Consider the following 26,068-nt stretch of genomic DNA (forward strand, 5'->3'; position numbering starts at 1 on the left):
TCGGACTCGAGGCCCTGCGGAAACTTGTCAGACCCGGACAGAGGTTCGCCGGAATTGGACATCATGGGACAAAATCGTTGTTCGCAAATCTATGAAAATACGATTGTCGAACTTGCGGGCGCCCGGTATAATAGGCCCCGAAGCAAGCATCTCTGTGGAGCAAAGGGGCTTTGGCGAGTGCGCTCTCGAATCGCAGCAAGCATAGGTTGTTTGGCCGCATCCTTGGGAGGTTTCTTCCTGCCGGCCACGGCGTTGGCTTCGTCAGCGACGTACACGGTGCGCGCTGGCGATTGCCTCTACACCATCGCAGCGAAGTTTCACGTGACGGTGCATCAGTTGCAACTATGGAACCATCTTTCCTCCGACATCATTCATCCAAGGCAGGTCCTCGTGGTCTCGCAAGGTGGCTCGAAAGCTCGCCTGTCCTCCGCGTCTTCGTCGTCTCGCATAGGCGCGTCCACGTACGTCGTCCAGCCCGGGGATTCGCTGTGGTCCATCAGTGAAAAATTTCACATCACCGTGTCGCAGCTCGAGGCGTGGAACGGCCTCGCGTCGTCGAGCATCATCCACCCTGGGGAGTCGCTCCGGGTTGCGAAGCCCAGTAGTTCCCCTCCTTCTTCTTTACATCATGCGGCTACTCAACAGGTTTCGCTGACAAGCCGCGGAAGTTCGCCGGGATCGTCGAATGCGTCGCTCACGCAGAGCGCGCTTGGCTTTGCCGTAGCCGATTATGCGCGGACTTTCCTCGGAGATCCGTACAAATGGGGAGGCAATGGCCCATCGGCCTTCGACTGTTCGGGCCTGATTCAGTATGTGTTCGCCCACTTTTACATTCAGCTGCCGCGGACGAGTTACGCGCAGTACGAGGTGGGTGTGCCGGTTTCGAAGAGCTCGCTTCAGCCAGGGGATATCGTATTTTTTGATACATACGGGGACGGTCCGTCTCACGATGGGATCTACCTGGGCAATGGACAGTTCATCAATGCGGCGAGCACGTCTGTCGAGATCGACAGCTTGTCAGATCCGTATTGGGCCGGCCACTACATCGGTGCGCGCCGGGTGATTGGGCAAAACGGATGAACAGACAAGAGGGAGGTGGCGCGGCGGAGACGCGCTCCCTCCCTCTTCTCCATCTCGGCGGCCTCAGGCGCCGAGCGCCGTCAGGAGACGGCGTGTATCGTCACGTAGCCCGCGGTGCCGGCGAGGATGGCCACAGACGCGGCGAACGCGGCTTTTTCGAGGTATTGGACGAACGTCAATAGGCGCTGGACGGGATCTTGCGCGGCTTTCTTCGTTTCCACCACAACACCCTCCTAGCCAAGATCATCTGCTTCCAGTCTACCACGTCGCTCGGCGTGGCAGGCGGAGCGAGGGCGTCCGTCTTTGACGGTTATGTCACAAGTTTCTCGCGAATCGTCGAGTTTTGTCGAGGTTAGTTCAGATCCGACCGCTCGCCGGTCAGGATGTACAGAACGCTCTCGCCGATGTTGGTGACGTGATCGCCGATGCGCTCGAGGTAACGGCCGCAGAACGCGATGAGCATGCGTTCCTGCGGCGTTCCGCTAGCGTCAGGACCGTCGGCGAAGAGTCGTTCCACGAGCAGGCGGTAATCGCGGTCCACCGCGTCGTCCATCTCGGCCAGCCGGCGCGCAGCGTCCGGGTCGCTGTTCACGTAGGCGTTCAGGCCCTCCGAGACCATGCCATCGACCGCTTGCGCCATCTCCTGCAGGTGGTGCGCCACGTCGGGCGCGGGCGGCGCCGTCAGGCGCAGAGCGGTTTTGGCGAGATCCACGGCGAGATCGCCCATTCGCTCGAGATCCACGGCGAGCCGCATGCCTGCGACGATTCTGCGAAGATCGCCCGCGACGGGCTGCTGCGTGGCGATGAGGCGGATGCAAAGGTCCTCGGTTTCGTGGTCTTGGCGGTTGACCTCCCGATCTCGTTCGATGACGCGTTCTGCGAGCGCCTTGTCGTGTTTCAGCACAGCCGCCACCGCGTGGCGAATGGACTCCTGCACATCTCCACCCATGTGAAGGAGTTTCAACTTCAGTTCCTTGAGGGCGATGTCAAAGGCCTGGCGTTGTTGCATACGGCTCGTCCCTTCGTTCGCGCGAGATTCGACCTGTCATCCAAACCGTCCCGTGATGTAGTCTTCCGTGCGCTTGTCCTTCGGCTTGGTGAACATTTGCGTCGTGTCGTCCATCTCGATGAGATGGCCCTGGTAGAAGAACGCCGTCTTGTCCGCGATGCGGGCTGCCTGCTGCATGTTGTGCGTGACGATCACGACGGTGTACGTCTGCTTGATCTCTTCGATAAGCTCTTCGATGCGCATGGTCGAGATGGGATCGAGGGCAGAAGCGGGTTCGTCCATCAACAGGACTTCCGGCTCCACGGCAAGCGCGCGAGCAATGCACAGGCGCTGCTGCTGGCCGCCCGACAGCGCGGTCGCGGGTTTCGCCAAGCGATCTTTCACCTCGTCCCACAGGGCCGCCATCCGCAGCGCCCGCTCCACGCGATCCCGCAATTCGCTACTGCGCCGAACGCCCGCCAGTTTTAATCCGATGGCGATGTTGTCGAAGATCGACATGGTGGGGAACGGGTTCGGCTTCTGGAAGACCATCCCCACCATGCGGCGGACGTCGACCGGATCCAAGTCAAACAGCGATTCACCCGCGAGTCGGATGTCGCCTTCCACGCGGGCCTGGGGATGCGTTTCGTGCATGCGATTCAGACACCGAATGAAGGTCGACTTCCCGCAGCCCGATGGGCCGATGATGGCGGTCACGCGATTTTCCTCGATGTCCATGTCAATCTCGTGCAACACCTGGTGTGCGCCGTACCACGCGTTTAAGCGGCGAACCGTCATGGACTTGCCCACGACTTGTCTCCTCCCAATCCTATTCGGTTTCCCGTCTCTTTATCCTCTGGACACGCACGATTCCGCAGAACACAATACCGGGTCAATGTTAAGGACGTGTGAGGTTTATGTAGATTTTTATGTGGGCCGCCGTCTCGAGAAACGGCCCGTCACGTTGTCAAATCCGCTCGGCCATCCCGCCGCGCGGCAGAGAATTTCAAAGTCTTTCAACGGCGTCTTCACAATGCCCTTAACGTGCCTTTACGTTTCGGTGCTACAGTGAGAGTGCGCTGGACCTGTGCTTAAGCGGTTCGTGCATGAACCCCAATCCGCGCTTGCCGCCCCTTCACGGGGCGGTTCTTTTTGGCGCGTCGCCGTGCGAACGCGAGTCGGTTGTCCGCGCTTACCTGGTTGCAAATCTATGCGCCCATCCGCGAGACACGGAGACATCCATCCAAACGGGACGAACGCTTGCAGAATCCGCGCCAATCAAGGCTTCGCGCAACAAAATGATGCAAGATGGGGCAATCGGTCAAAAAACTTTCGTTTGAGTTTTCCTATAGATTTGGTGTATATCTGTAAGGGGGACACCATCTACGATAAGGATTCGAGGGAGGCTCACGCGAATGCCGTTTGTCATCACGTCGCCTTGCATTGGGGAAAAGGCCGCGGACTGCGTGGAGACGTGCCCGGTGGACGCCATCCACGAAGGTCCGGATCAGTACTATATTGACCCCGATCTGTGCATTGATTGCGCTGCGTGCGAACCGGTTTGTCCGGTCAACGCCATCTATCAAGAGGAATTTGTTCCCGAGGACGAGAAGGAGTTCATCGAGAAGAACCGGAACTTCTTCCGCAATCGCTGAGATGCGGTTGCGCCCTCCGGAGCCGTCGGTCCCGCTTGCGCGGGCCGGCGGTTTTGACTTGTGAAGGGCTGTGAAGGGAGGGGCAGCGCTGTGAAACGCGGGTGGGCCATCGCGTGCGCCGTGATCAGTCTCCTCATGGTCTCCGCGTGTGACACGCCCCAGCGTGCGCCGGACTCGTCTTCCGGTCAGCGCGGGCCAAGTGGCGTCCAGATGGAAGGTCAGTCTCGGGTCGATCCGAAGCTTTATGCCGTTTGCGGCGTCATCTATCGCGGCGTGGAACAGGCCCTGAAAGAGAATCGGAACGAAAGCTTTGACACACAGCTTCAATCGGTTCAAGCGATAGGCACGAGCGCCCCGCCCAATTCGCCGAATGGCGTATTGTTTGCGGATGCGCAGCAGGTGGTGGCGCTCTTTGATGCGTACACCGGGGAAGGGGCGCCGGCCAAGGTCTACCGTGAACTCCTGGACTCGCTCCGGACGCTGAATCAGGCCTTGGCGCAATACCGGGACCAGCTGCCGCGATCGTGAGCGTTCTGCGCTGCGATCGCGGCCTCGTCTCGCAAGCGATTTCGGAGCGAGAAAACCCTGCAAGGTCGTGACGCGATCGAAATCTCCCTCAATTCCCTCTTGCATTCGCTTTCAACAGCGTGGCAAAATAGCGATGAGAGCGTTTGCAGCGCCTGAACGACGTAATCGATTTCGGCGCGAAAGGCCGCGCGCGTGCGAGGAACGCTCTCCCGGAACACCTTTTTGTTGCTTGAGTCGAAATCGATTTCGAGATCTTGAGATGCAGAAGGGGGCACGAAACATGAAGCGGTCGAAGGGCTATCGTGGATGGGCCGCCGCTGCAGTCGGCCTTGCCGTGGTGGGTGTCGCCGGGTGCGGCACACCGAACAGTGCAGCAAATGGAAGCCGTCATGCCTCGTCCGCGTCGGCAGGTGCGGCGAGCGCGTCCGGGAGTTCGGTGTTGACCGTCGCGCCGAATGTGACGGGTACCTTTTCGGACAATTTCAATCCGTTCAGCACCAACAGCATGCCCGGCACCTTGGGAAACATCTACGAGACGCTGTTCTACTTCGACAACACGACTGGGAAGCAGTTTAATCTGCTAGGAACGTCCTTTCATTTTTCGAACGGTGGGAAGACCCTCACGGTTTCGCTGCGCAAAAACGCGGTCTGGACAGATGGCACGCCGTTCACGGCGCAGGATGTCGTCTTCACGTTCGAGGACCTCAAGCGGTATCCCGACGCGGACACCAACGGCGTGTGGCAGCAGTTGAAGAGTGTCCAAGCCGACGGAAAGTACACCGTGGCGTTTCAGTTCGCGCAGCCCAACATCCCGTTTGCCGAGCAGTACGTCCTCGGGGGTACGTACATCGTGCCGGCCCATCAGTGGAAGTCGCTTGGCGATCCGGCCAAGGCAAAGATCACGCACCTGAACGCCATTGGTACCGGGCCGTTCAAGGTATCGTCCTTCACAACGCAGGACTACCAATTCACGGCCAATCCGCGCTACTACGGAGGGGCCCCCGAGGTCAAAACCCTCAATTATCCGGCGTTCGCCAGCAACTCCAGCGCCGATCTGGCGCTTGCCAGCGGCCAGATTCAATATGGCGGCATCAACATTCCCAATGTCGAGAAGACCTTCGTGGCTGCCGATCCTGCGCACAACCACTACTTGTTCCCGCCCAACGACCCGGTCGAACTGTATCCGAACTTGCACAACTCGCTGCTCGCCATGCTCCCCGTGCGCGAGGCGATCAGCCTGGCTATCGATCGCGACGCCCTTTCGAAAATCGGAGAGACGGGCTACGAGAAGCCTGCCGTGCCGACGAGCCTCGTCTTGCCGACCCAGTCGTCCTGGCTGGATCCAAATTTGCCCGCGAGCGATCGCGCCTTCGCGGTGAACGACGCCAAGGCGATTCAGATTTTGCAGCAGGCTGGCTTCCGCAAGGATCGACACGGAATCTTTGCGCTTCACGGCAAGGAGCTGTCCTTCAACCTGCTCACGGTGAGCGGCTGGAGCGATTGGGACGAGGACGCGCTGCTCATCAAGCAGCAGTTGGCAAAGGTCGGGATCGCGGTGAACGTGCAGGAGGAGCAGTTCTCCGCCTACTATAGCGCCATCGACCCCGGCCCGGGCCAGACGCCGCACTACGACCTCGCCATCTCGTGGACCAACGTCGGGCCCACGCCTTATACCACGTACTACGACATGTTGGATTCGCACGGATCCTTTAATTTGGAAGGTTATCGAAACGCGCAGGTGGACCAGTGGTTCAATGAATTCGCGGCGACGACCGACACGCAGGTGCAGCACCAGGTGATGTATCGGATTGAGCGGCTCGTGGCGAGCCAATTGCCGGTCATCCCGCTGCTGGATGGGGCGCTCTGGTACGAGTACAACGACAGCCACTTCACGGGTTTCCCGACGGCCAATCACCTCTGGATTAACCCAGCGCCGTATACGTATCAGGCGGCGGCCATCATCATGGATCACCTGAAGCCGGTCAAGTGATGGGGCGTTCGCTTTACGAACGAGGGGTCGGCGGCTAGGATAGAAGTAAGCGGATACACGGGCGCGGCCCATCGCTGGCGCCCGTTCATCAAGGAGGGGAGTTGTGTGCGATACTTCCTAAATCGATTTGGTTTTCTCGTCTTGTCACTTTGGGCGGCCATCACGTTGAACTTTATCCTGCCACGCCTCATGCCCGGAAATCCGGCTCAGGCCATGATCGCGAAGCAAGCCGGCAATATCAATCCTGCCGCGCTCAAGGCCATTGAGGAGCAGCTCGGGCTGTCGAACGGGCCGCTTTGGCAGCAGTACTTTCAATATCTGGGCAACTTGCTGACCGGGCACTGGGGGGCATCGTTCCAGTACTTTCCGACTCCGGTGGTCAGCATCATCGCGACGAGCCTGCCGTGGACCATCGCGTTGCTTGGCGTCGTGACCATCATCGCTGTGGTCGTCGGCACGCTGATCGGCATTCTCATCGCCTGGCGCCGCGGCGGAACCGCAGACAACGTGATCCCGGTGGCGACGATGTTCGGTCAAGCCATTCCGACCTTCTGGCTCGGCCTCATTCTGATCTACTTTTTCGGATTTGTGCATCACTGGTTTCCGCTCGCGCACGGGTACGGCGACGACGTCACGCCTGGGCTGAACGGCCCATTTTTGGCGAGCGCGATCTACCACAGCATCCTGCCCGCGGTCGTGGTCTTTGTGGGCAGCATCAGCGGCTGGATTGTCGGCATGCGGAACAACATGATCACGACGCTCGGCGAGGATTACGTGGTGTTCGCCGAGGCCAAGGGCGTTCCCAAGCGGAGGCTGATTTTATCGTACGCCGCGCGCAATGCACTGCTGCCACAGTTGACGTCTGTGGCCATCGCCCTCTCGTCCATCATCGGCGGGCAAATTCTCATCGAACAGGTGTTTTCCTACCCGGGCATAGGGTACGGGTTGACCAACGCGGTTGCGAGCGAGGATTATCCGCTGATTCAAGGGATGTTTCTGATCATCGCCGTGACGGCACTGGTCATCAACTTCATTGTCGACATGCTGTACGGGCGGCTTGATCCGCGCGTGCGCAGAAGGGGGCGGCGTGAATGACCGTTGTGGCCGTCGATGTGGCGAAATCGCGTGCGAAACGCGCGACGAGGCGCAGGAATTCCGCGCTGCGCCAGTTCTTTCGGAATCCGAAGGCGCTCGCGGGCGTCGTCCTGTTTGGCATGTTTCTGGTGGTGGCCGTGTTTGCGCCTGCCATTGCGCCGTACAACCCGACGTCCACGGCGTTTGGCATGCTGCAGCCACCGTCGCACGCGCACTGGTTTGGTACGACCAGCCTTGGGCAGGATGTGTTTTCTCAGTTCATCTGGGGCACGCGGACCACACTGATCGTCGGCGTTGGCGCCGGACTCCTCAGCACCGTCATCGCCATTCTGATTGGCGTCACGGCGGGGTACGTCGGTGGCATCGTGGATTCCATCCTCAATGCGCTCTGCAATATCTTCCTGGTCATGCCGGGGTTGGCGCTGCTCATCATCATCGAGTCGTACGTGCACAACTCGACGCCCTACATGAACGGCCTCATCATCGCGCTGACGGGTTGGGCGTGGGGAGCGCGTGTGATGCGGTCGATGGCCTTGACCATCGCGAGCCGCGATTACATCGCGGCGGCCCGCCTGTCGGGGATGTCCACGCTTCGCATCATCGTGTTTGAAATTGTGCCGAACATGACGAGCGTCATTGCGTCCAACGTGATGTACGCCTGTCTGGCGGCCGTACTCGCGGAGTCGGGACTCGCGTACCTCGGCTTCGAGAACGTCGCGTCGACCAGCTGGGGCACGATGCTGTATTGGGCGACGCAGAACAGCGCACTCATGAGCGGGGCGTGGTGGTGGTTCGTGCCGCCCGGGCTCGGCATCGCACTGCTTGGTACGAGCTTCGCCCTGATGAACTTCGGCATCGATCAGGTGACGAACCCGCGGCTCAGGACGTCGCGCAGGCGCCGGCAGGTTGATAAACTGTTGCGCGAGCTTCGCGCGAACCAAAGCGAGGTGCATTCGGATGGCAGAGACGCGAGATCCGGTGCTTCAGATTGAGGATCTGTCAGTCGCCTACGTGACGAACACAGGGCTCGTGCACGCGGTGAGCGACGTGAACCTGACCGTGCATCGGGGCGAGATTGTGGGATTGGTTGGGGAGTCAGGATCGGGCAAGTCGACCATGGCGTACACCATTATGAGGCTGTTGCGAGGAGACGCGGTGGTCACCAAGGGCCGGGTGCGGGTGTTGGGCCAGGATGTGTACGCGCTGTCCGAAAAGGAGCTTAGGGCGTTTCGGTGGAGCAAGATGTCCATGGTGTTCCAGAGCGCGATGAGCGCGCTGAACCCGGTCATGACCGTGGAAACCCAGATTGTCGACACCATCTTGGCGCATCGCCCGGACCTGTCGCGGCAGGCGGCGCGAGAGCGGGCGAAGGAGTTGCTCGATCTCGTCCGCATCGACCAAAAACACCTGCAGAGCTACCCGCACGAGCTTTCGGGCGGCATGCGCCAGCGCGTCGTCATCGCCATCGCGATTGCGCTCAATCCAGCGCTCGTGATCATGGATGAGCCGACCACGGCGCTCGACGTGGTGGTGCAGCGGTCCATTCTCGACGAGATCCGCCGCATTCAGGAGCAGGTGGGTTTCGCCATTCTGTTTGTCAGTCACGACTTCAGCCTGGTGGCTGAGCTTGCGTCCCGGGTCGCCATCATGTACGCGGGGCGCATCGTCGAACTCACGCCGAGTCACCTGTTGAAGCTGTCCGAGCGCCACCACCCCTACACGGAGGGGCTGCTGAAGGCCATCCCGCAGTTGACCGCGGACGAGGTGACCATCCAGGGGATTGGAGGATACCCGCCGGACCTACAGGACCTGCCGCCCGGGTGTGCGTTTCATCCGCGCTGCCCGTACGCCATGGACGTCTGCAAGCGCGTCCGCCCGTCGCAGGTGCTGGCCGGCGAAAAGGTGTTGGAGTGCCACCTGTTCAACGAGGCGGAGGTGAACGCCCATGTCTGAAGCAAAGGCGACGCTCGAGGCGACCGCCCTCGTCGACGTGCGCGATCTCGTCGTCCGCTTTCCGGTCGGCCGCGGGCGGTTCATCCGACCGGTCGATCACGTCAGTTTCTCGCTCCAGCCCGGTGAGGTGCTGGCGCTCGTCGGCGAGTCGGGATCGGGCAAGTCCACCATCGGCAAGGCGCTCGTGCGCATGATTGAGCCGTCGGCAGGCGAGATCTGGGTGGCAGGCCGAGATGTGGCGCACATCCGGGGTCGAGAGCTCAAGGCGTATCGGAAGGACGCTCAGATGGTCTTTCAGGACCCGTTTGGCTCGCTCAACCCCACGCGGACCATCGAACAGCACCTGGCGTTTCCGGTGCGGAAGTACCGCCGCGACGGCCAGGGCCGCGTGAGCGATCTCATCGACGAATTGCTCGCCAAAGTGGGATTGACGCCCGTCAGCGAAACGCGGAGGAAGTACCCGCACGAACTGTCGGGGGGGCAGCGGCAGCGCGTCGCCATCGCCCGCGCCTTGGCGGTCAATCCGAAATTCATCGTCGCGGACGAGCCCATCTCCATGCTGGATGTGTCGATACGCGCCGGCATTCTCAAGCTGATGAACGAACTGCGTGAGGAGATGAGTATCGCCTTTCTGTACATCACGCACGATCTCGCCTCCGCGCGCTACATCGGCAACCGCATCATGGTGCTATACGGCGGCAAGGTCATGGAAACGGCGCCGTCCGCTGAGCTGATTCGGCACCCGGTGCATCCCTACACGCGGCTTTTGTTTGCGGCGACACCTGGCACGCGCCACCAGGGGCCGCTGCCGGAGACGTCGAACCGCCCGCCCAACCTGCTCGAGGGCCGCGTAGGGTGCCCGTTCGCGGACAGGTGTCCGCTTGTCGCCGACGTGTGCCGTTCGCAGGAGCCACCACTGGTGGAGGTGGCGCCCGGTCACTACGCGGCGTGCCACCATCCAGGATGAAGGCGGGGTCCTGTGGACCATCGCAGATGCAGAAGCGAGGGAGATGACAGCATGCGCAGGTTTCCAGAGGGATTCGTGTGGGGGACCGCGACGGCGTCGTATCAGGTGGAGGGCGCCGCACAGGAAGACGGGCGCGGCCGCTCCATCTGGGATGTCTTTTCTCACACGCCTGGCAAAGTAGCTCATGGCCACACCGGGGACGTCGCCTGCGATCACTATCACCGCTATCAGGACGACGTGCGCCTCATGAAAGAGCTCGGCATCTCGTCGTACCGATTCTCCATCGCGTGGCCGCGCGTGATGCCCGAGAAGGGGCGCGTCTGGGTGAAGGGCCTCGACTTCTACAAACGGCTCGCGACAGAGCTCCTCGAGAGCGGCATTCGCCCGGCCGCGACGATGTATCACTGGGATCTCCCGCAGTGGATGGAGGACGAGGGCGGCTGGAACAATCGGGAGACCGTGTCCCGCTTTCTCGAGTACAGCGAGATCCTGTTCCGCGAACTCGGCGATCTCGTCCCGATGTGGATCACGCACAACGAGCCGTGGTGCGCCTCCATCTTAGGGTATGGCATCGGTGTGCACGCGCCGGGCCTGCAGGACTGGCGACGCGCGTACCGCGCAGCGCATCACCTGCTCTTGTCGCACGGCCATGCGGTCCGCCTGTACCGGGCGCTCGGGTTGAAGGGCGAGATCGGCATCACGCTGAACCTCACGCCGGTCTATGCGGCGACGCCCCTTCCAGAGGATCTGGCCGCGGCCCACAGGCAGGACATGTTCCAGAATCGGTGGTTCCTGGATCCCGTCCTGAGGGGGGAATATCCGGATGAGCTCTTGCGCCGCGTGGATCAGGTGGTCGGCGGCTTTGACGCCGTCCAACCTGGCGATCTCGACGTGATCTCGGCGCCCATCGACTTCTTGGGCGTCAACTACTACACGCGCGCGCTGGTCGCGGACGATCCGTCGGATCCCCTGCTCGGGGTGCGCCACGTGCCTGGCGACGGCCCCCGCACGGAGATGGACTGGGAGGTGTATCCGGACGGCTTGTACGACCTGCTCAGCCGACTGCGCCGGGACTACGGCGACATCCCCATCTACATCACCGAAAACGGCGCCGCCTATGACGATCGCGTCGAGGACGGTTCTGTCCACGACGCGGACCGCGTGACCTATCTGGCCGGGCACTTCGCTGCGGCGCACCGGTTCCTCGAGGAGGGCGGCAACCTGCGCGGCTACTATGTGTGGTCGCTGATGGACAACTTTGAGTGGGCGTTCGGCTACACCAAGCGATTCGGCCTCGTGTACGTGGACTACGACACGCTCGTCCGCATCCCGAAGGATAGTTATTTCTGGTATCAACGCGTCATTCGGGAGGGCGGACTCGTGCCGGAGGAGGCTGCGGAGACCGTGCGTTGACGTTTTCCATACTCGGATTTCAGGCCAGCTCGCGCTGGCCTGTTTTCGATCAGGTATCGAAAGGGACGTGAAACCAGGCGAGAAAGAGGGATGTGACGAGACCGCAGAACCCGAGCGAAAGTTGCCAGTTTTGTTCGTGCAGCCACATCACGAACAGCATGCAGGCGTCGAGCAGGATGGACCAGCCAAACGCCCAGCCGTGATAATACTCGATCTCGTGCGACATCACGAGCACAAACTCGAATGCGGTGTAGACGGCGAGAAACAGCGCGAAATGCAGGAGGCGCCGGCCCACTGAACTGGGCATGTATCGAAGGAACAAGAGTGTGGTGCAAGGGAACAGCACGAAGATCTGGATGAGCTGCGACAGCTTGTCGGTGACGAACCACCACCTTGGGTGATACCACATCATGTATCCTCGGCACACGAGATTGTACATGAGGGCGATCACGGCGATCCAAAGCACGGTCCTACAGTACTGGGTAAGGTACGCGTGCGTGCGCGTCAAGAGGACGACGGCGAGAAACGCAGCCGAGAAACACACGACTACCACATGATTCGCCTCAGCTCCTTGGTGTGGGCGTCTTCGGGGCGAGGCCGTGCGGCAGGCTTATTTCAGAGTATGAGAAGGCGGGGCGCGCCCCATACCGTCGAAGATTGTCGAATCGGGGCGGCTGCCGTTGTGCGCGAGGGAATCGCCGCTTTGTGGCGCTGTCTCGCGCGGCACGTCGCACGGCCAAGGGGGCGGGCGAGCGCGACGACGCCAAAGTGAAGAAGCCCCAGCCTTCAGATAGAAGGCTGGGGCTTCGCATCCCTGGTGCGGTCGAGAGGACTTGAACCTCCACGGAGTTGCCCCCACTAGAACCTGAATCTAGCGCGTCTGCCAATTCCGCCACGACCGCATGTTGAAGTTGTTGTTCCTCGCGCTGCGCTTTGGCATCAGCATCGCAGCGGACGATTACATTATACAAGGAATCTCGCAGGTTTGCAACGAATCATTTCATGGGTGGCCCGATTTTTTTCAACCGTGCTCAAGGAGGCGTTGGTATGCAGTTCTTTAAAATGCACGCGCTCGGCAATAATTATGTGTTCGTCGATGTGGCTCGGACAACCCTCCCGACGGACGATCTCCCCTCGCTCGCGCGGCGGGTGAGCGACGTGCGCAGAGGGATTGGCTCTGATGGCCTCATTCTCGTCATGCCCTCCGACAGCGCGGATGTCGGGATGCGGATCTGGAATGCGGACGGATCGGAGGCGGAATCCTGTGGCAACGGCCTGCGCTGTGTGGCGAGGTACGCCTACGAGCGCGGGTTGGTCGACGCCACGCACTTCTCCATCGAAACCAAGGCGGGCATTGTGGCGGCGCAGGTGCATCTGGACGTCGCGGGCCGCGTGCGCCTCGTCACCATCGACATGGGCGTGGCTCGGTTTGGCCCGGGGGCCGTCCCCTACCGCGGTGCGGATCGCAGCGAGGACGTGCGCGTGGAGGCAGCCGGCGGTTGCTACACGGGCACGCTCGTGAGCATGGGCAATCCCCACTTTGTCACACTGGTCGATCGCGTCGACGAGATCGACGTCGAACGCGTCGGGCGCGCCATCGAGTCTCATCCGGATTTCCCGGAACGCGTGAATGTCGAATTTGTCTCGGTGCTCGCCCCGGACGAGATCGACTTCCGGGTGTACGAGCGCGGCTCGGGCGTGACCTTCGCCTGCGGCACGGGGGCGTGCGCGAGTGTGGCGGCCCTCTTCAAGAAAGGCTGGGTGGGAAACCGCGTGACGGTTCACCTTTTGGGGGGCGATCTCGACATTGAGATTCGCGAAGACGGTCACGTGTGGATGACGGGGGAAGCGCACTGGGTGTGTGAAGGAACGTATTACGTGTAACGACACCGCGCGGGCGTGCGCCGCCTATACGGCGACCAAGGCCACGCCCGCCAGGATCACGAGCACGCCCGCCCATCGGATCCACGGGACGTGCTCGTGAAACACGAAGATGGACACGAGAATGGCGAGGACGTACGCGAGGCTCTGCAGGGGGTACAAAAGGCTCAACGACAGCTTGTTCAGCAGGAAAATCCAGATGACCGTCGCAATGACGTACAACACGATGCCCGCGACGACCCAGGGTGAGAACATGGCCGCGATGACGGATCGCAGGCTGTGGAGGTCTCGATGCTGCAGCCCGTATTTCCAAAGCGTCTGTCCGCCGACGAGCAGGCAGACGTTCAAAAGAATGAGGATGGCGTAGCCGAGTCGCATGGAGGGTTCGGCGCTCCTTCGTGATCAGCCTTTGAATTCGTTCTGCAAGAGCTCGTAGTAGTCGCGGTGATGTCGGACGATGGTATCGAGAATGAAGCCGCACGTGAGGCTGTTGGTCGCCAGCACCATAAATCCGACCGCGAGAATGGCGGACGGGATCTTCGCGATGCGGCCAAACGAGAAGAACTCGTACAACACGGGAATGCCGACGCCGAGGCCGGCCAAAAACAAAATCAAGGCGACGGCGGTGAAGAAGGCGAGCGGCTTGTAATCCTTGAAAATCCAAAACACGGTCTTCAACACCCGAATGCCGTCGCTCAGCGTGTTCAACTTGGAGTGGCTGCCTGGCGGGCGATCCCGGTATTGAATAGGGATTTCGACGATGCGAAAGCGCTTGTCCAGCGCGTGAAGGGTCATTTCCGTCTCGATTTCAAAGCCCTCGCTCTGGATGGGCATGGTCTTCGCGAAGCGGCGGCTGAACGCCCGGTAGCCGGTCATGATGTCCCGCAGATCCGCGTGAAACAGGGTGTTGATGAGCTTGCGCACCAATTGGTTGCCAAAGTTGTGAAAAGGGCGCTTGTTCTCCTTGGAGTACGAGCCGTCGGAGTGGCGGTCGCCGATGCACATGTCGGCCTCTCCTTCGATGATCGGCCGGATGAGATGGTGAACGAACTCGGCCGGATACGTGTCGTCTCCATCCGTCATGACGTAGACGTCCGCGTCGATGTCTCGAAACATCGAGCGCACCACGTTTCCCTTGCCCTGACGGGTCTCTCTTCGCACAATCGCGCCCGCTTCCCTCGCGACTTCCGCGGTGCGATCGCGCGAGTTGTTGTCATACACGTAGATCTCGGCGTCCGGCAGTTCGCGCCGGAAGTCCTGAACCACTTTCCCAATGGTCAGTTCTTCGTTGTAACAGGGGATGAGCACAGCGATTCGCATGGTCACGACAAGCCTCCATCATGAAAGTCGTTCGCGCTACGGCGCGGCCGTTTTCCTTGGCGTCGCCCTCCGCAGTCGCGCCCAAGCGGTCACGAGATAGACGACGGTTCCGACCCCCACAAACAAGAAGGGCATGGTTGGGTACGCGTACCGGTTGATGGGGATAAAGGGCAGTTGAACCACGATGAGAAAGACCGTCAACCAGCTCAGCCACCGAACATAACGCATCCCGAAGCCTATCGCAAGGCCGATGGCTCCGACAATCACCCAGACCAGGTGAAGGTGGGCGAACGCGAACGTCCATCGCGTCAACAGGCCTGCGTGTTGCGGCAGCACCGTGTTGTACCACGGCGTGCCGAACAGCCAACCGAGTTTGTCGAGCGTGTACCACTTGAGATAGGCCAGCGGGTGCGTGCGGAAGCCCTCCTCAATTCGGTGAATGGCGAGGGCTTTTTGCTGTGCGTACGTCAGCCCGTTGGAGATGTTCGTATCCTTATAAAACGTCGGATCGGAGCCGAACAAAAGCGGATTGGCCGCGTCGAGATCGGTCGTGATCCATTGGTGCATCGCGACAAGGTTGCGCACCCACCATGGTACCATGGCAACGACAAATGTGGCGATGTACAGCGCATAATTGCGCAGCGTGGATGTCCAGGCGCGCCGCGTCTCGCGTTGCAGGAACAGGCAGGCAGGCGCTGCGAGAAGCGGCGCGACGCTCGGGCGGATGAGCGTGGTCACGGCGAGCAACAGGCCCGAGGCGACGAAGCTTTGCCAAGTCCGGTCTCTGACCAGGACGAGGAACGACCAGACGAACGCAAGCAGAAACGGGAGGTACAAATTTTCCGTGAGCAGCTGATCGTTCGCGTAGATGACCGGGGGGTAGACCGTCCATAAAAACGCCGCGATAAAGCTCGCGTAGCGCGGCAGCCGGAAGCGAGCAATGACGTACACGAGCAGGCTCGCCGCGACGGCCAACAGGTGTTGGCATGCCTGCGCCAGGTGCATGGCCGTCTCGTGGCTCGGCGTGAAGAGAGCTGCCAGTCGATAGACGAGCGCCAGGAAGAGCGGATAGCCTGGCGTCACCTGGGCTGCGGGACCCCAGCTCCAATAGGCGTACAGGTGCAACGTGTTCAGCACGTGCGCCGAATGGTCATAATAATAGGCGTCCCCGTACAAAAGGACGGGTTGGCGCCAGGCCTTGACGACGAAATACGCGTGGTAGACCAGGGCGATCGCGGCCAAAAGCCCGATCCAAGTGCGATCTTTCGCAAACGACAAGCGGTTCACCGGTGGGTTCACTCCTCCGAGCGTGCGTATCGCATGATCCAGTCCGCGGCTGACATCGCTTTGCGCACAATGCCCTGCTCCTCGAGGCGCTCGAGGTGCGCGATGACCGTGTGGCGCGCGAACGGCACGGCACGCGGGTCGACATCTGGGTACAGGGCGGCGGTGAGTTCCGCCAGCGTCTTTGGGCTCTCCGCCAGAATGGCCACAATCTGATCTTCTCGCATCTGACGCCTTGCACGCAGGCGTTCGGTGGAGCGCTCTGGCCGCCAGATGACCGGGCCGTGTCCTGGAAGCGCAACCTCGGCCCCGGCCTGCATCACGGCGTCGAGCGCGCGGTAGTAGTCCGCCATGTGGCCGTCGGGCGGCCCCACCCACACGGATCCCTCGTCCACCAGATGATCGCCGACCAGGAGCGCCTTGGCGTCGGGGAGCCACAGGTGAAGGTGGCCATGGGTGTGGCCCGGCTGGTGGATGACGCAGATCTCGCGTTCGCCCGCGCGCAGGCGCTCCGGGCAAGGTTCGAACGTCCCCGCGGCATGCGGAAAATGGAGGTTAAAAGCCGGGATGTCCAACGGGTGCATGAATGCAGCGGCTTCGAGTCGGGCCTTGAGTTCCGGGATCCCCGACGTGTGATCCACGTGGTAGTGCGTCGCGACGATCCCCGTCACGCGCCGGATGCCCATCTCTCGCAGGCGTTCCGCGAGCAGCGCCAGGTGTTCGCCCGTGGCGCCCCCGTCGACAATCACGGCCTCGCTGCCGTCCTGAATTACATACAAATTGACGGTGCCGTACGGCAAGACGTTCGGATACGGAACGCGCATGCACCATACGCCGGGGAGGACGCGCTCCCAAGTCCCTTCGCTGGCCAAGTCGACCCCCTCCGTCTCGCGACAATCAGTTTCATGTTAAAAGTTTGTTCGGGTCGGGTCAATTTGTCACCCGATCGTGTGTTGAGCGTCAGTGATATTGTCACTCGATCGTGTGATACACTCGATCTGCCATTTCGCTGGCAAGGAGGGACTGGGATGTCTCGTGCGTCATCACCGGGAGGCATGTCTCCTGAACAATTCTGGCATTCGGGGTTTCGGGGTGCACTCCTGGACCTCGACGGCACGTTGTTTCGCGGCCGAGCCGTGATCGAAGGCGCGCCCGAGTTTGTTCGCGCCCTTCGCGCAAGCGGGATTCAACCTATCTTCTTTACGAACAATTCGTCGAGGACGCCCGCCCAGGTCGCCACCTTTTTGCGCGATCTCGGCATCGACGCTCAAGCGGAGGAAGTGGCCACATCCGCGCAGGCCGCTGCCTTCCTCATTCGGCGACGCACGTCCGCCAAACCGCATGGCGAGCCGCCTATCGTGGCGTTCGTCGGCGGCCCTGGTTTAGAAGAGGCGCTTCGCGATGAAGGGCTCGAACCGAGAAAGGCTCGAGCGGACGAGCTACGCGCAGCCTGGGTGAATCGCGCTTCTGCCGTCGCGGTGGGACTGGCGCCGGACGCATGCTACGGCGATCTCGCGCTCGTCGCGCGCGTCGCCTACCGCATCGGCTGGATGGTCCTCACGAATCCGGACCGACGCTTGCCTGTGGAGGACGGGTTCATGCCCGGCAATGGCGCGCTCGGCGCCTTTGTGCAGACGGCTTCGTCGGCCGATGTGTTTGTGACGGGCAAGCCCGATCCGTCGTTTGTGGACTATGCGCTCCAGCGCTTCCATCTTCGCCGGGACGAAGTCGTCATCGTGGGAGACAACGTGGAGACGGATGTCGCGGCCGGTCGCGCAGCAGGACTCGCGACCGTGTGGGTGAAGTCCGGCTTGGACGGGGAAGTCGATCCGGCGCATACGCCGGAGTGGACGGTGGACTCCGTGGCGGCGCTTTTGTCACACCGTTGAAATGGCCAAGCCGTTGAAATGCCAAGAATCCTCGCTGAGGTGCAACGGATTGGCCCTTGTTTCTCTTAGATATAGTGTTTATAATCGCGGTGATTCGAGTTTCCGACACTACATATGGTTCGGGCGGCTTGTCGTCTGTGCCGGAAGCCGCGGAGTGCCCGGCGAACGGGGGTGAGCAGCATGAAATGCCCGTACTGCGGAGCGGACAACACGCGCGTCATCGAGTCGAGGCCCGGAGAGGACGGGACGACCATTCGTCGGCGACGCGAGTGCATTCACGAGGCGTGTGGGCGGCGTTTTACCACCTACGAGCGAGTGGAACAGCGGCCGCTCATGGTCGTGAAAAAGGACCAGAAGCGGGAAGAGTTTTCGCGCGACAAGCTGTACCGCGGCATCATGAAGGCGTGCGAAAAGCGCCCTATTCCGGCGGAGACGCTGGAGGCGGTCTGCGACGAAATCGAGCGAAAACTGCGGCTCGAATACGAGCGCGAGGTGCCGTCTTCCGTCATCGGGGAGCGCGTCATGGATGCGTTGAGGGAGCTCGACGGTGTCGCGTACGTGCGGTTCGCGAGTGTGTATCGGGAATTTCGCGACGTCGAGATGCTGCTGAAGGAAGTGCTTGCGCTCATCGGGGATCGGGCCCGCGCGGGGGATCGCCCGGCGCAGACGGACAAGCCTGCCAGTGAATGAACGCCGTCCGCGCGAGGATAGAGGGGGATGTGAATGGCCATCGAACAACGGGAGAGGCCCATGTTGGACCTCAACGACGACGATTACCTGGGGCCGACGGGGGAAAAGATTGTCGCCGACCGGTATTTGCTGAAGGACATCCGCAAGGAGGCGCTCGCGCCGGGGGCGCTTGCCGTGACCGTGTTGGACAAGAAGCGGGCGTACCACGAACTTGCGCGAGTGAAGGCGGTGGATCGCGATGCGGATCGGGTGACGGTGGAGCTCCGGGACGGATCGGTCGTGGATGTCCCGGTGAGCCAGGTGGACGTGCTGCTCGAAACGTCTCCTCGGCAGATGTGGCGGCGCGTCGCGCGGGGCGCCGCAGCGGTCACCCGCCAGCCGGAGGTGTGGGAAGAGGCGTTCTACGAGCTGCAGAAGGGCTGGCGCTACGTGCCCGGCGGCCGAATCAATGCGTCGCTCGGGACGGGCATGCAGGTGACGAGCTACAACTGCTTCGTCATTCCGAACGTGGGCCCCGACCTTCGCGACTACGCCGAGTCGTTCGGCCAGACGCTCGAGATCCAGGCGCGGAGCGGCGGCGTGGGCATGAACCTGTCGCGCATCCCGCCCCAGGGCACGCTCATTCCCGTGAGCACGGCGCCGCGCAAAGCCGAGCTCATGCTCGTCCTGGACGCCTGGCACCCGGATCTCATCGATTTTTTGGACACTCAATACCCGCATTCTACGAAGCTCGTCCGCGCGGACGCCGCATTTTGGCGCGCCGTGGAAGAGGACGACGAGTGGGTGTTTCAGTTCCCGAACACGGCGGTGGAGCGGTACGACGAAAGATGGACGGGCGATCTCGACGCCTGGGTGCGGCAGGGCCTGCCTGTCGAGCAGCACGGGCGCATCCGCGCGCGCGAGCTGATGGAAAAGATCCTCGCCTCCGACGCGCACCTCGTTCCGCAGGCCGTCGGATTCTGCCTGAGCCCTGGGGACAGCCGCAACACCATCGCGAGGACTCTCGGGGACATGTGGGAGGCGATGCGGGACGGCAAGCGCGTATCGGTCATCCTGTCGTCGCTTCGTCCGCGCTACAGCTATGTCCGCGGGGTGAACGGGCGCTCGTCTGGGGCTTACTCGTGGGGGCTTCTGTACGACAAAGGCAACCAGGTGTTCGGCGATGGCTTCGGCCCCGTGGGCGTGGGAGAAATCATGAGCGTCGGGTGCCAGCTCACGCTTCAAGGCGGCTCTCGCCGCGGCGCGCTCATGCTCATCTTGAACGACCGGCACGCGGATCTGCCGAAGTTCATCCGCGCGAAGCAGGTGGATGGCGTCATCACGGGGGCCAACATCAGCGTGGGCGTGTCCGAGGAATTCATGCAGGCCAAACGCCGGGGGGAAGCGTGGGAGCTCGGATTCGTCCCGGCGTCCCACCGCGATTCGTTCGATGGGGATTTCGGCCGTTGGCTCCAAGAAGGCAAGCCGTTTGAGGTCACGGAAACCGTGTCTGCCGCGCAGCTGTGGCGCGATATCTGCGAGTCGGCGTGGAAGTCTGCCGAGCCGGGCGTCGTCTTTTTGGGTCGAGCCAACGCGATGAGCAATTCGTGGTATTTCAACCCGCTTGTCGCGACCAACCCGTGCGGCGAGCAGCCGCTTCCGCCGTACGGCATCTGCAACCTCGGGGCGGTCGTGCTCGCTCGGTTCGCGAATGGCTTTCGCGACAGCGGCGTGCGAACCGAATTCTCGGATCCGGAGCGAGAGGCTTACGTGCGGGCTCGCCTGCTCGAGAAGTTCCCCGCTGACGAGGCGGAGTTTCTCCTGCACCACATTCGGTGGGAGGAACTGGAGCTCACGACGCGGCGAGGGATTCGGTTTCAGGATGCCGTGATCGACGCGACCTACTATCCGTTCGAGGAAAACCGGAAGAACCAAATGTCCGAGCGCCGCGTCGGGCTTGGCATCATGGGGCTCCACGATTTGATGCTCTACTGCGGCATTCGCTACGGCTCCGAGGAGAGCGTCAAGCTGATCGACGTCGTGATGGGGCTCATGGCGGAGTGGGCATATCTCGAGTCCGTGGAACTCGCGAAGGAGTGCGGGCCGTTCCCGAAGTTTGACGCGGACAAGTTTCTGCAGTCGGGTTTCATGCGCCATATGGCGGCCGAGCGCCCGCATGTGGTGGAAGCCATTCGCAAGCACGGCGTCCGAAATGTCACGACCATGACCATTGCGCCCACGGGAACGACGGGCACGATGGTGGGGTGTTCGACGGGGTGCGAACCGTACTACGCGTGGTCGTATTTCCGCAACTCGCGCCTCGGTCTGTTTGAGGAGCACGCGGCCATCGTCGAGGAGTATCGCCGCACACACCCGAACGAGGAGAACCTGCCGCCTTACTTCGTCACGGCGATGGAACTCACGCCCGAGGAGCACGTGCGGGTGCAGGCCGCGCTGCAGCGATGGATTGACAGCTCCATCTCGAAGACGTGCAACGCGCCCAACTCGTATACGGTGGAGGACACCGTGAAACTGTACGATCTCGCCTACGAGCTCGGATGCAAGGGTATCACCATTTACCGAGACGGTTCGCGCAGCGAGCAGGTCCTGTCGCTCAAGAAGGACGAGGAGACGCGCGATGGCCAGAGTGCGCAGGGCGCGGCGGCGTCGGCGCCGAGCGAGCAAGCGGCGCAGGCTCCGCAGACCGCCCAGGGCGGATACGTCAAACGCCGGCGCCCTGACGTGCTGTACGGGGCGACGTACCGCAAGGAGACGCCGCTCGGAAAGGCGTTCATCACCATCAACGACGATCCGGACACGCACATGGCCACGGAGGTGTTTGTGAACGTGGGCAAGGCCGGATCGGACGTGTACGCGGCGAACGAGGCCCTCGGCCGGGCCATCACGCTGTACCTGCGGGAGTCCAACAACCCGAACCGGGAGGCGGAGTTGGTGAAGCACTTCTCCGGCATCGGAGGCCAAAATGCCGTCGGGTTCGGCGCGCAGCGGATCACGTCGGTGCCGGACGCCATCGCGAAGGCGCTCATTGAACACGCCGAGACCTTCCCGCTGCGCCACATGGCGGCTCGCCAGGCGGCGACGTCTGCCCCGGATGAGGGCGATCTCGCCAAGCCGTCCGAATTACGGGCGTATTCCATTGCGAAGGACTGGTGTCCCGAGTGTCATCAGCACACGCTGATTCGCCAGGGCGGGTGCTACGAATGTGAGGCGTGCGGCTACAGCAAATGCTGATCACGTGGGCGGCTCGAATGCTCGAGCCGCCCGTGACATTTGCGCCTCCGATTCTCCAGGATGGTATTGCGCGCGCGGCGAGGAACGAATATCGTGAAGGTGACCGCGGCATCAGGCTGCGGGACCATGCACGAGGAGAACGAACGATGTCCCATTCGCATGAAGGCCATGCACATGGTCATCATCATCACGCGCGCGGCGGCGGGCACGCGCATGAAGACGAATGGCTGCACGTGCACGCCCCCGCCGACAAGATGCGCCTCGCGTTCTGGTTGACGGCGCTCGTGTTTCTTGCGGAAGTTCTCGGCGGCTGGGTGTCCGGGAGCCTGGCGCTGTTGTCCGACGCCGGCCACGTGCTCACGGATATGGCCGCGCTCGGGCTCTCCTGGTATGCGCTCCGGCAGGCCGAAAGGCCGTCCGACGCGCGCATGACGTTTGGCTATCATCGCGCAGGCATTTTGGCGGCGCTCTTCAACGCGCTGCTCTTGCTTGGGGTCACGGTGTGGGTGATGGTCGAGGCGTGGAATCGACTGCAGCACCCTCGGCCCGTCGAGCCGCTGTGGATGTCGCTCAGCGCGGCGGTCGGCGTCGTGGTGAACCTGGGCATGGCGCTCACCATGCGCGGCGAGGAGAACCTGAACGTGCAGAGCGCCGTGCTGCACATGGTGGGCGACATGGCGGCTTCGCTCGGCGTGATCGTGGCAGGCGCCGTGATCGCTCTGACGCACTGGGAGCCCATTGATCCGATGTTGAGCGTGGTCATCGCGCTTGCCATTGCATATGGCGCCATCCGGTTGGCCCGGCGCGCGGCGCGCATCCTGATGGAGGGCACGCCGGCTGATGTGAACGCCCGCGAGGTGGTCGACGCCATTCTTACCGTGGACGGCGTGCGCGGCGTGCACGATCTTCACATCTGGGCCATCGCCAACGGCCACAACGCGCTCTCGTGCCACGTGGAAGTGGACGGCGTCACGACGGTGTCGGAGACCCAGGGGGTGATCCGAGAGATTGAGCATCGGCTTCGCCACCTCAACATTGGGCACGTCACCGTGCAGGTGGAAGATCAGGGCCATCCGCACGAACCCAGCGTGTTCTGTGCGCAGGCCCATCAAGGGCTCCGCCGCGCAGGCGTCAATGAAGCGGGCGGTGAAGGTTCAGGATCACCACGCCCGCGATGATGAGTGCAATTCCGAAAGCCATGGTGGGCGTGATGGCTTGGCGGTAGAGGAGGGCGCCGAGGGCTGCGATGGCCGCGGTTCCGACGCCGGACCAGATGGCGTACGCCACGCCGATGGGGATGGTTCGAAGCGCTTGCGACAGCGCATAAAAGGAGAGCGCGTAACCCAAGATCACGGCTACCGAAGGCCAAAGCCTGGAAAAGCCTTGCGTCTGTTTGAGCATCGAAGTGGCAAATACTTCACACGCAATGGCAGCCGCCAAGAACCAACCGTTCACAGCTTTTCACTCCTCTCCGGGGAACGTCGGAGACGGGCGACCGCGCATACGCTATAGCACAGACGCGGCTGGAGGTGCCCGAAATGACGTATCCCACAGATCAAGCATATCTCAAATGGATGGCCATTGCGGCGTTCTGCATCGCGTTCGCGCCGCTCGTCTGGCCGGTGCTGCGGGCGCGGCCCTAACGCGCCTGCGCCTGGCCCCATGCCGGAATGGAGAGCCAATATGCCGTGGTTGCACATCGCGTACTTGCTCATCTTTGCCATCGATCTCGTCACGGCCTTCGTGATCATTTTCGTCGAACGGCACAATGCCGCCGTCACGTGGGCTTGGCTCATGGTCTTGTTGTTCATCCCTGTGGGCGGCTTCGTCCTGTACGTGCTGTTTGGTCAACACATCAGCCGCTACCGCCTGGCCCGCTTTCGCGTGCGCAATGCGCCCTGGGTGGCGCGCGCAGCAGAGCGCCAGCACCGGCAGGTCGAATCGGGTCGGGTGGCCTACAAGGAGCTGGCCGCCGAGCGCCATGCGGACCTCATCGCCCTGAACCTCAAGACGGCCTACGCGGTCTACACGGAAGATAACCGGGTCGACGTGTTTGTGCGCGGGGGGGATAAGTTCGAGGCCCTCTTTGAAGACATTCGGCGGGCCAGGGATCACATCCACCTCGAATACTATATCTTCCGACCGGACGATCTCGGCGAGCGCCTTGTTCGCCTGCTGGCCGAGAAGGCGCGCGAGGGCGTGGAGGTCCGCTTGCTGTACGACGCCGTCGGTTGTGCGTGGACGCCCAAGTCGTTCTTTGAACCTCTCGTCCGCGATGGCGGCGAGGTCGCCGCTTTCTTTCCTTCCCGCATCCCGTATGTCAACTTTCGCATGAACAATCGCAATCACAGGAAAATCGCGGTGGTCGACGGGCGCGTCGCTTACGTGGGCGGTTTCAATGTGGGCGACGAATACCTGGGCAAGGACGAGCGGTTCGGCTTTTGGCGCGATACGCATCTGCGGATCGAAGGGAGCGCCATCCTCGAGCTGCAGTCCATCTTTCTGTTGGACTGGAACTCGTCCTCCAAGCGGCCGGTCGAGTTCGAAGACCGCTATTTTCCGCGCGCAGACGGGCGCCCGGGTACGACCGGCATGCAGGTGGTGGCGAGCGGTCCGGACACCGACTGGGAGCAGATCCGGAATGCCTACATCAAAATGATCTACGCGGCCAAGGAGAGTATCTATATCCAGACGCCGTATTTCGTTCCGGACGACAGCCTGTTGACCGCGCTCAAGATTGCGAGTCTGTCGGGGGTCGACGTCAAGGTCATGTTGCCGGGCAAGCCGGATCATCTGTGGGTGTTTTGGGCCTCGAGGTTTTATCTGGGCGATCTGCTTCAAGCGGGCGTTCAGTGCTATCTGTATCGAGACGGCTTTCTACATGCCAAAATGGTGGTGACGGATCGGGAATTGGCGTCGGTCGGGACAGCAAACATCGATATTCGCAGTTTCAAGCTGAACTTCGAGGTGAACGCGCTGATCTTCGATCGCGACAAGAGCGGACACCTCGCCGATCTGTTTGAGCGCGATCTCGAGAAATGTGATAGATTGACGCTGGAACAATACCGATCAAGGCCGAGAGCCGAACGCATCATGGAGAGCTGCGCGAGGCTCCTGTCTCCGATCTTGTGAAAGGGAGTCGAGGATGGAAAAGAAGCGGATGGCGGGTGAAGAGGCCGCAAAACGGATTCAACCTGGGATGAAGGTCGGCCTCGGGACGGGATCGACCGCGTATTACACCATCGTCGAGGTGGGCAGGCGCGTGAAGGAAGGGCTCGACATCGTGGCCATCCCCACGTCGCGCGAGACGGAGCGATTGGCCCGGGAGTTGGGCATTCCTTTGACCGATTTTCGCACTTGCCCACGGCTGGATTTGACCATCGACGGCGCGGACGCGGTCACGCCCGACCTTCAGCTCATCAAGGGCGGCGGTGGTGCGTTGCTGCGCGAGAAGTTGGTGGCGTCCATCTCCGACGAGCTCATCATTGTCGTGGATGACAGCAAGCTGTACGACCATCTGTCCGGGCTCGCCATTCCCGTCGAGGTGGTCCCTTTCGCGTGGGAGACGACGGCGCGCCGCATTGAAGCGCTCGGCGGGCGCTGGACGCTTCGCGAGCGGGACGGCGAGGTGTTCGTCACGGACAATCACAACTACATCCTCGATACCGTGTTCGATGAAGTGGTCGATCCGGCAGATTTGGCGCGGCGCCTCAAGCTGACGACCGGGGTCGTGGAGTCGGGGCTCTTCGTCGACATGGCGAACGAGGTGGCCATCGGCACGGATGACGGCGTCATTTGGCGCAAGAAGCCGGGGATTTGAGCGCGGGCCAACGCATACATACGGTTCGACGGGGCACGGTAAGGGTGGGAGGGATGGCCCATGCAAGGGGAGACGCACCGCAAGCCCGGCCCGCCGATGCGCAACTTTGGCGAACACTTGCTCGCGGAGGGCGATCGCCAAGCGCTGGAGCAGTGGGCAATTCGCGACACGCCCGAGGAGCATACCCTGGCGCCAAAGCCGGAGGATGGAAAGCGCATTGGCCAGAAGCGCACCTCGCCCATCCAGCCTCGTTGAAAGGAGCTTGCGGCGGCGGGCGGCGGGCG

At 61.9% G+C, this 26,068-nt stretch carries 26 protein-coding genes and 1 tRNA gene; 17 read left to right on the forward strand and 10 right to left on the reverse strand.

The window, feature by feature from the left end; genetic code table 11:
- Positions 1-177: 177 nt before the first annotated feature.
- The gene (locus AS26_RS06315) at positions 178-1,080 is read left to right on the forward strand and encodes a C40 family peptidase (protein WP_062307381.1); all 903 of its coding nucleotides are present in this window, start codon (positions 178-180) and stop codon (positions 1,078-1,080) included.
- 80 nt (positions 1,081-1,160) lie between these two features.
- Here the strand turns inward: AS26_RS06315 and AS26_RS14410 are convergent, their stop codons facing one another.
- The 3 genes from AS26_RS14410 to pstB all read right to left on the reverse strand — a co-directional run bounded on the left by AS26_RS14410 (position 1,161) and on the right by pstB (position 2,866).
- Positions 1,161-1,301, reverse strand: coding sequence for a hypothetical protein (locus tag AS26_RS14410; RefSeq protein WP_169793476.1), 141 nt, complete (start codon positions 1,299-1,301; stop codon positions 1,161-1,163).
- Positions 1,302-1,432: 131 nt separating this feature from the next.
- A complete protein-coding gene (gene phoU / locus AS26_RS06320) occupies positions 1,433-2,089 on the reverse strand; it encodes a phosphate signaling complex protein PhoU (protein WP_062307384.1) in 657 nt (218 codons plus the stop codon).
- Between the two features lie 36 nt (positions 2,090-2,125).
- Complete coding sequence (gene pstB, locus AS26_RS06325) at positions 2,126-2,866, reverse strand: phosphate ABC transporter ATP-binding protein PstB (protein ID WP_217997432.1); 741 nt, start codon at positions 2,864-2,866, stop codon at positions 2,126-2,128.
- A gap of 617 nt (positions 2,867-3,483) precedes the next feature.
- On the opposite strand from pstB, the gene AS26_RS06330 reads away from it, so the two are divergent.
- The 8 genes from AS26_RS06330 to AS26_RS06365 all read left to right on the forward strand — a co-directional run bounded on the left by AS26_RS06330 (position 3,484) and on the right by AS26_RS06365 (position 11,669).
- Complete coding sequence (locus AS26_RS06330; protein ID WP_008336977.1) at positions 3,484-3,723, forward strand: ferredoxin family protein; 240 nt, start codon at positions 3,484-3,486, stop codon at positions 3,721-3,723.
- Positions 3,724-3,813: 90 nt separating this feature from the next.
- Positions 3,814-4,251, forward strand: a complete 438-nt coding sequence (locus AS26_RS06335; RefSeq protein ID WP_062307390.1) for a hypothetical protein — start codon at positions 3,814-3,816, stop codon at positions 4,249-4,251.
- A 280-nt stretch (positions 4,252-4,531) separates the two neighbouring features.
- Complete coding sequence (locus AS26_RS06340; RefSeq protein ID WP_062307392.1) at positions 4,532-6,241, forward strand: ABC transporter substrate-binding protein; 1,710 nt, start codon at positions 4,532-4,534, stop codon at positions 6,239-6,241.
- Between the two features lie 105 nt (positions 6,242-6,346).
- A complete protein-coding gene (locus AS26_RS06345) occupies positions 6,347-7,336 on the forward strand; it encodes an ABC transporter permease (RefSeq protein WP_062307396.1) in 990 nt (329 codons plus the stop codon).
- Complete coding sequence (locus AS26_RS06350; protein ID WP_062307401.1) at positions 7,333-8,328, forward strand: ABC transporter permease; 996 nt, start codon at positions 7,333-7,335, stop codon at positions 8,326-8,328. The genes AS26_RS06345 and AS26_RS06350 overlap by 4 nt, the downstream gene beginning before the upstream one ends.
- Positions 8,294-9,289, forward strand: coding sequence for an ABC transporter ATP-binding protein (locus tag AS26_RS06355; protein ID WP_062307406.1), 996 nt, complete (start codon positions 8,294-8,296; stop codon positions 9,287-9,289). Before AS26_RS06350 ends, AS26_RS06355 begins: the two co-directional genes overlap by 35 nt.
- Positions 9,282-10,256 carry an oligopeptide/dipeptide ABC transporter ATP-binding protein gene (locus AS26_RS06360; RefSeq protein ID WP_062307409.1) on the forward strand — a complete coding sequence of 325 codons (975 nt, stop codon included), beginning with the start codon at positions 9,282-9,284 and terminating at the stop codon, positions 10,254-10,256. Before AS26_RS06355 ends, AS26_RS06360 begins: the two co-directional genes overlap by 8 nt.
- Before the next feature lie 51 nt (positions 10,257-10,307).
- Entirely contained in the window at positions 10,308-11,669 is a 1,362-nt protein-coding gene (locus AS26_RS06365) for a GH1 family beta-glucosidase (RefSeq protein WP_062307411.1), read from the forward strand.
- A 49-nt stretch (positions 11,670-11,718) separates the two neighbouring features.
- On the opposite strand, the gene AS26_RS06370 is transcribed toward AS26_RS06365, so the two are convergent.
- Together AS26_RS06370 and AS26_RS06375 are read right to left on the reverse strand one after the other, a co-directional pair.
- Positions 11,719-12,222: a CBO0543 family protein gene (locus AS26_RS06370; RefSeq protein WP_062307413.1), complete on the reverse strand. Its 504-nt coding sequence runs from the start codon at positions 12,220-12,222 to the stop codon at positions 11,719-11,721.
- A gap of 262 nt (positions 12,223-12,484) precedes the next feature.
- A tRNA-Leu gene (locus AS26_RS06375) sits at positions 12,485-12,571 on the reverse strand.
- 145 nt (positions 12,572-12,716) lie between these two features.
- Here AS26_RS06375 and dapF point away from each other — a divergent pair.
- Entirely contained in the window at positions 12,717-13,553 is an 837-nt protein-coding gene (gene dapF / locus AS26_RS06380) for a diaminopimelate epimerase (protein ID WP_062307415.1), read from the forward strand.
- Positions 13,554-13,577: 24 nt separating this feature from the next.
- On the opposite strand, the gene AS26_RS06385 is transcribed toward dapF, so the two are convergent.
- Genes AS26_RS06385 through AS26_RS06400 form a run of 4 tightly spaced genes read right to left on the reverse strand, consistent with a single transcriptional unit; the run spans position 13,578 to position 17,026 of the window.
- Entirely contained in the window at positions 13,578-13,928 is a 351-nt protein-coding gene (locus tag AS26_RS06385; protein ID WP_062307417.1) for a DMT family transporter, read from the reverse strand.
- Between the two features lie 24 nt (positions 13,929-13,952).
- Positions 13,953-14,870, reverse strand: a complete 918-nt coding sequence (locus AS26_RS06390) for a glycosyltransferase family 2 protein (protein WP_062307441.1) — start codon at positions 14,868-14,870, stop codon at positions 13,953-13,955.
- 36 nt (positions 14,871-14,906) lie between these two features.
- Positions 14,907-16,157: a glycosyltransferase family 39 protein gene (locus AS26_RS06395; RefSeq protein WP_062307421.1), complete on the reverse strand. Its 1,251-nt coding sequence runs from the start codon at positions 16,155-16,157 to the stop codon at positions 14,907-14,909.
- 8 nt (positions 16,158-16,165) lie between these two features.
- Positions 16,166-17,026: an MBL fold metallo-hydrolase gene (locus AS26_RS06400; protein WP_062307423.1), complete on the reverse strand. Its 861-nt coding sequence runs from the start codon at positions 17,024-17,026 to the stop codon at positions 16,166-16,168.
- A 156-nt stretch (positions 17,027-17,182) separates the two neighbouring features.
- On the opposite strand from AS26_RS06400, the gene AS26_RS06405 reads away from it, so the two are divergent.
- The 4 genes from AS26_RS06405 to AS26_RS06420 all read left to right on the forward strand — a co-directional run bounded on the left by AS26_RS06405 (position 17,183) and on the right by AS26_RS06420 (position 23,142).
- The gene (locus AS26_RS06405; protein ID WP_062307426.1) at positions 17,183-18,043 is read left to right on the forward strand and encodes an HAD-IIA family hydrolase; all 861 of its coding nucleotides are present in this window, start codon (positions 17,183-17,185) and stop codon (positions 18,041-18,043) included.
- Positions 18,044-18,223: 180 nt separating this feature from the next.
- Complete coding sequence (gene nrdR / locus AS26_RS06410; RefSeq protein ID WP_062307428.1) at positions 18,224-18,733, forward strand: transcriptional regulator NrdR; 510 nt, start codon at positions 18,224-18,226, stop codon at positions 18,731-18,733.
- Between the two features lie 33 nt (positions 18,734-18,766).
- Complete coding sequence (locus AS26_RS06415) at positions 18,767-21,964, forward strand: adenosylcobalamin-dependent ribonucleoside-diphosphate reductase (protein ID WP_062307431.1); 3,198 nt, start codon at positions 18,767-18,769, stop codon at positions 21,962-21,964.
- A gap of 146 nt (positions 21,965-22,110) precedes the next feature.
- Complete coding sequence (locus AS26_RS06420) at positions 22,111-23,142, forward strand: cation diffusion facilitator family transporter (RefSeq protein WP_062307448.1); 1,032 nt, start codon at positions 22,111-22,113, stop codon at positions 23,140-23,142.
- Here AS26_RS06420 and AS26_RS06425 read toward each other — a convergent pair.
- Entirely contained in the window at positions 23,096-23,419 is a 324-nt protein-coding gene (locus tag AS26_RS06425) for a DMT family transporter (protein ID WP_083516004.1), read from the reverse strand. The two genes, AS26_RS06420 and AS26_RS06425, sit on opposite strands and share 47 nt — an antisense overlap.
- A gap of 228 nt (positions 23,420-23,647) precedes the next feature.
- Here AS26_RS06425 and cls point away from each other — a divergent pair, with 228 nt between their 5' ends.
- The 3 genes from cls to AS26_RS06440 are packed head-to-tail and all read left to right on the forward strand — an operon-like array spanning position 23,648 to position 26,039.
- Positions 23,648-25,096: a cardiolipin synthase gene (gene cls, locus AS26_RS06430; protein ID WP_062307434.1), complete on the forward strand. Its 1,449-nt coding sequence runs from the start codon at positions 23,648-23,650 to the stop codon at positions 25,094-25,096.
- A gap of 13 nt (positions 25,097-25,109) precedes the next feature.
- A complete protein-coding gene (gene rpiA / locus AS26_RS06435) occupies positions 25,110-25,784 on the forward strand; it encodes a ribose-5-phosphate isomerase RpiA (RefSeq protein WP_062307436.1) in 675 nt (224 codons plus the stop codon).
- A 60-nt stretch (positions 25,785-25,844) separates the two neighbouring features.
- Entirely contained in the window at positions 25,845-26,039 is a 195-nt protein-coding gene (locus tag AS26_RS06440; protein WP_062307439.1) for a hypothetical protein, read from the forward strand.
- Positions 26,040-26,068 lie beyond the last annotated feature (29 nt).

It is taken from the genome of Alicyclobacillus sendaiensis NBRC 100866, from assembly GCF_001552675.1.
GTDB lineage: Bacteria > Bacillota > Bacilli > Alicyclobacillales > Alicyclobacillaceae > Alicyclobacillus > Alicyclobacillus sendaiensis.

Bases quoted from the DNA above. Each gene is read 5' to 3' on its own strand.
- phoU (WP_062307384.1), bottom strand. From the start codon at position 2,089: ATGCAACAACGCCAGGCCTTTGACATCGCCCTCAAGGAACTGAAGTTG.
- pstB (WP_217997432.1), bottom strand. From the start codon at position 2,866: ATGACGGTTCGCCGCTTAAACGCGTGGTACGGCGCACACCAGGTGTTG.
- AS26_RS06330 (WP_008336977.1), top strand. From the start codon at position 3,484: ATGCCGTTTGTCATCACGTCGCCTTGCATTGGGGAAAAGGCCGCGGAC.
- AS26_RS06340 (WP_062307392.1), top strand. From the start codon at position 4,532: ATGAAGCGGTCGAAGGGCTATCGTGGATGGGCCGCCGCTGCAGTCGGC.
- AS26_RS06350 (WP_062307401.1), top strand. From the start codon at position 7,333: ATGACCGTTGTGGCCGTCGATGTGGCGAAATCGCGTGCGAAACGCGCG.
- AS26_RS06355 (WP_062307406.1), top strand. From the start codon at position 8,294: ATGGCAGAGACGCGAGATCCGGTGCTTCAGATTGAGGATCTGTCAGTC.
- AS26_RS06360 (WP_062307409.1), top strand. From the start codon at position 9,282: ATGTCTGAAGCAAAGGCGACGCTCGAGGCGACCGCCCTCGTCGACGTG.
- AS26_RS06365 (WP_062307411.1), top strand. From the start codon at position 10,308: ATGCGCAGGTTTCCAGAGGGATTCGTGTGGGGGACCGCGACGGCGTCG.
- dapF (WP_062307415.1), top strand. From the start codon at position 12,717: ATGCAGTTCTTTAAAATGCACGCGCTCGGCAATAATTATGTGTTCGTC.
- AS26_RS06385 (WP_062307417.1), bottom strand. From the start codon at position 13,928: ATGCGACTCGGCTACGCCATCCTCATTCTTTTGAACGTCTGCCTGCTC.
- AS26_RS06390 (WP_062307441.1), bottom strand. From the start codon at position 14,870: ATGCGAATCGCTGTGCTCATCCCCTGTTACAACGAAGAACTGACCATT.
- AS26_RS06405 (WP_062307426.1), top strand. From the start codon at position 17,183: ATGTCTCGTGCGTCATCACCGGGAGGCATGTCTCCTGAACAATTCTGG.
- nrdR (WP_062307428.1), top strand. From the start codon at position 18,224: ATGAAATGCCCGTACTGCGGAGCGGACAACACGCGCGTCATCGAGTCG.
- AS26_RS06415 (WP_062307431.1), top strand. From the start codon at position 18,767: ATGGCCATCGAACAACGGGAGAGGCCCATGTTGGACCTCAACGACGAC.
- AS26_RS06420 (WP_062307448.1), top strand. From the start codon at position 22,111: ATGTCCCATTCGCATGAAGGCCATGCACATGGTCATCATCATCACGCG.
- cls (WP_062307434.1), top strand. From the start codon at position 23,648: ATGCCGTGGTTGCACATCGCGTACTTGCTCATCTTTGCCATCGATCTC.
- rpiA (WP_062307436.1), top strand. From the start codon at position 25,110: ATGGAAAAGAAGCGGATGGCGGGTGAAGAGGCCGCAAAACGGATTCAA.
- AS26_RS06440 (WP_062307439.1), top strand. From the start codon at position 25,845: ATGCAAGGGGAGACGCACCGCAAGCCCGGCCCGCCGATGCGCAACTTT.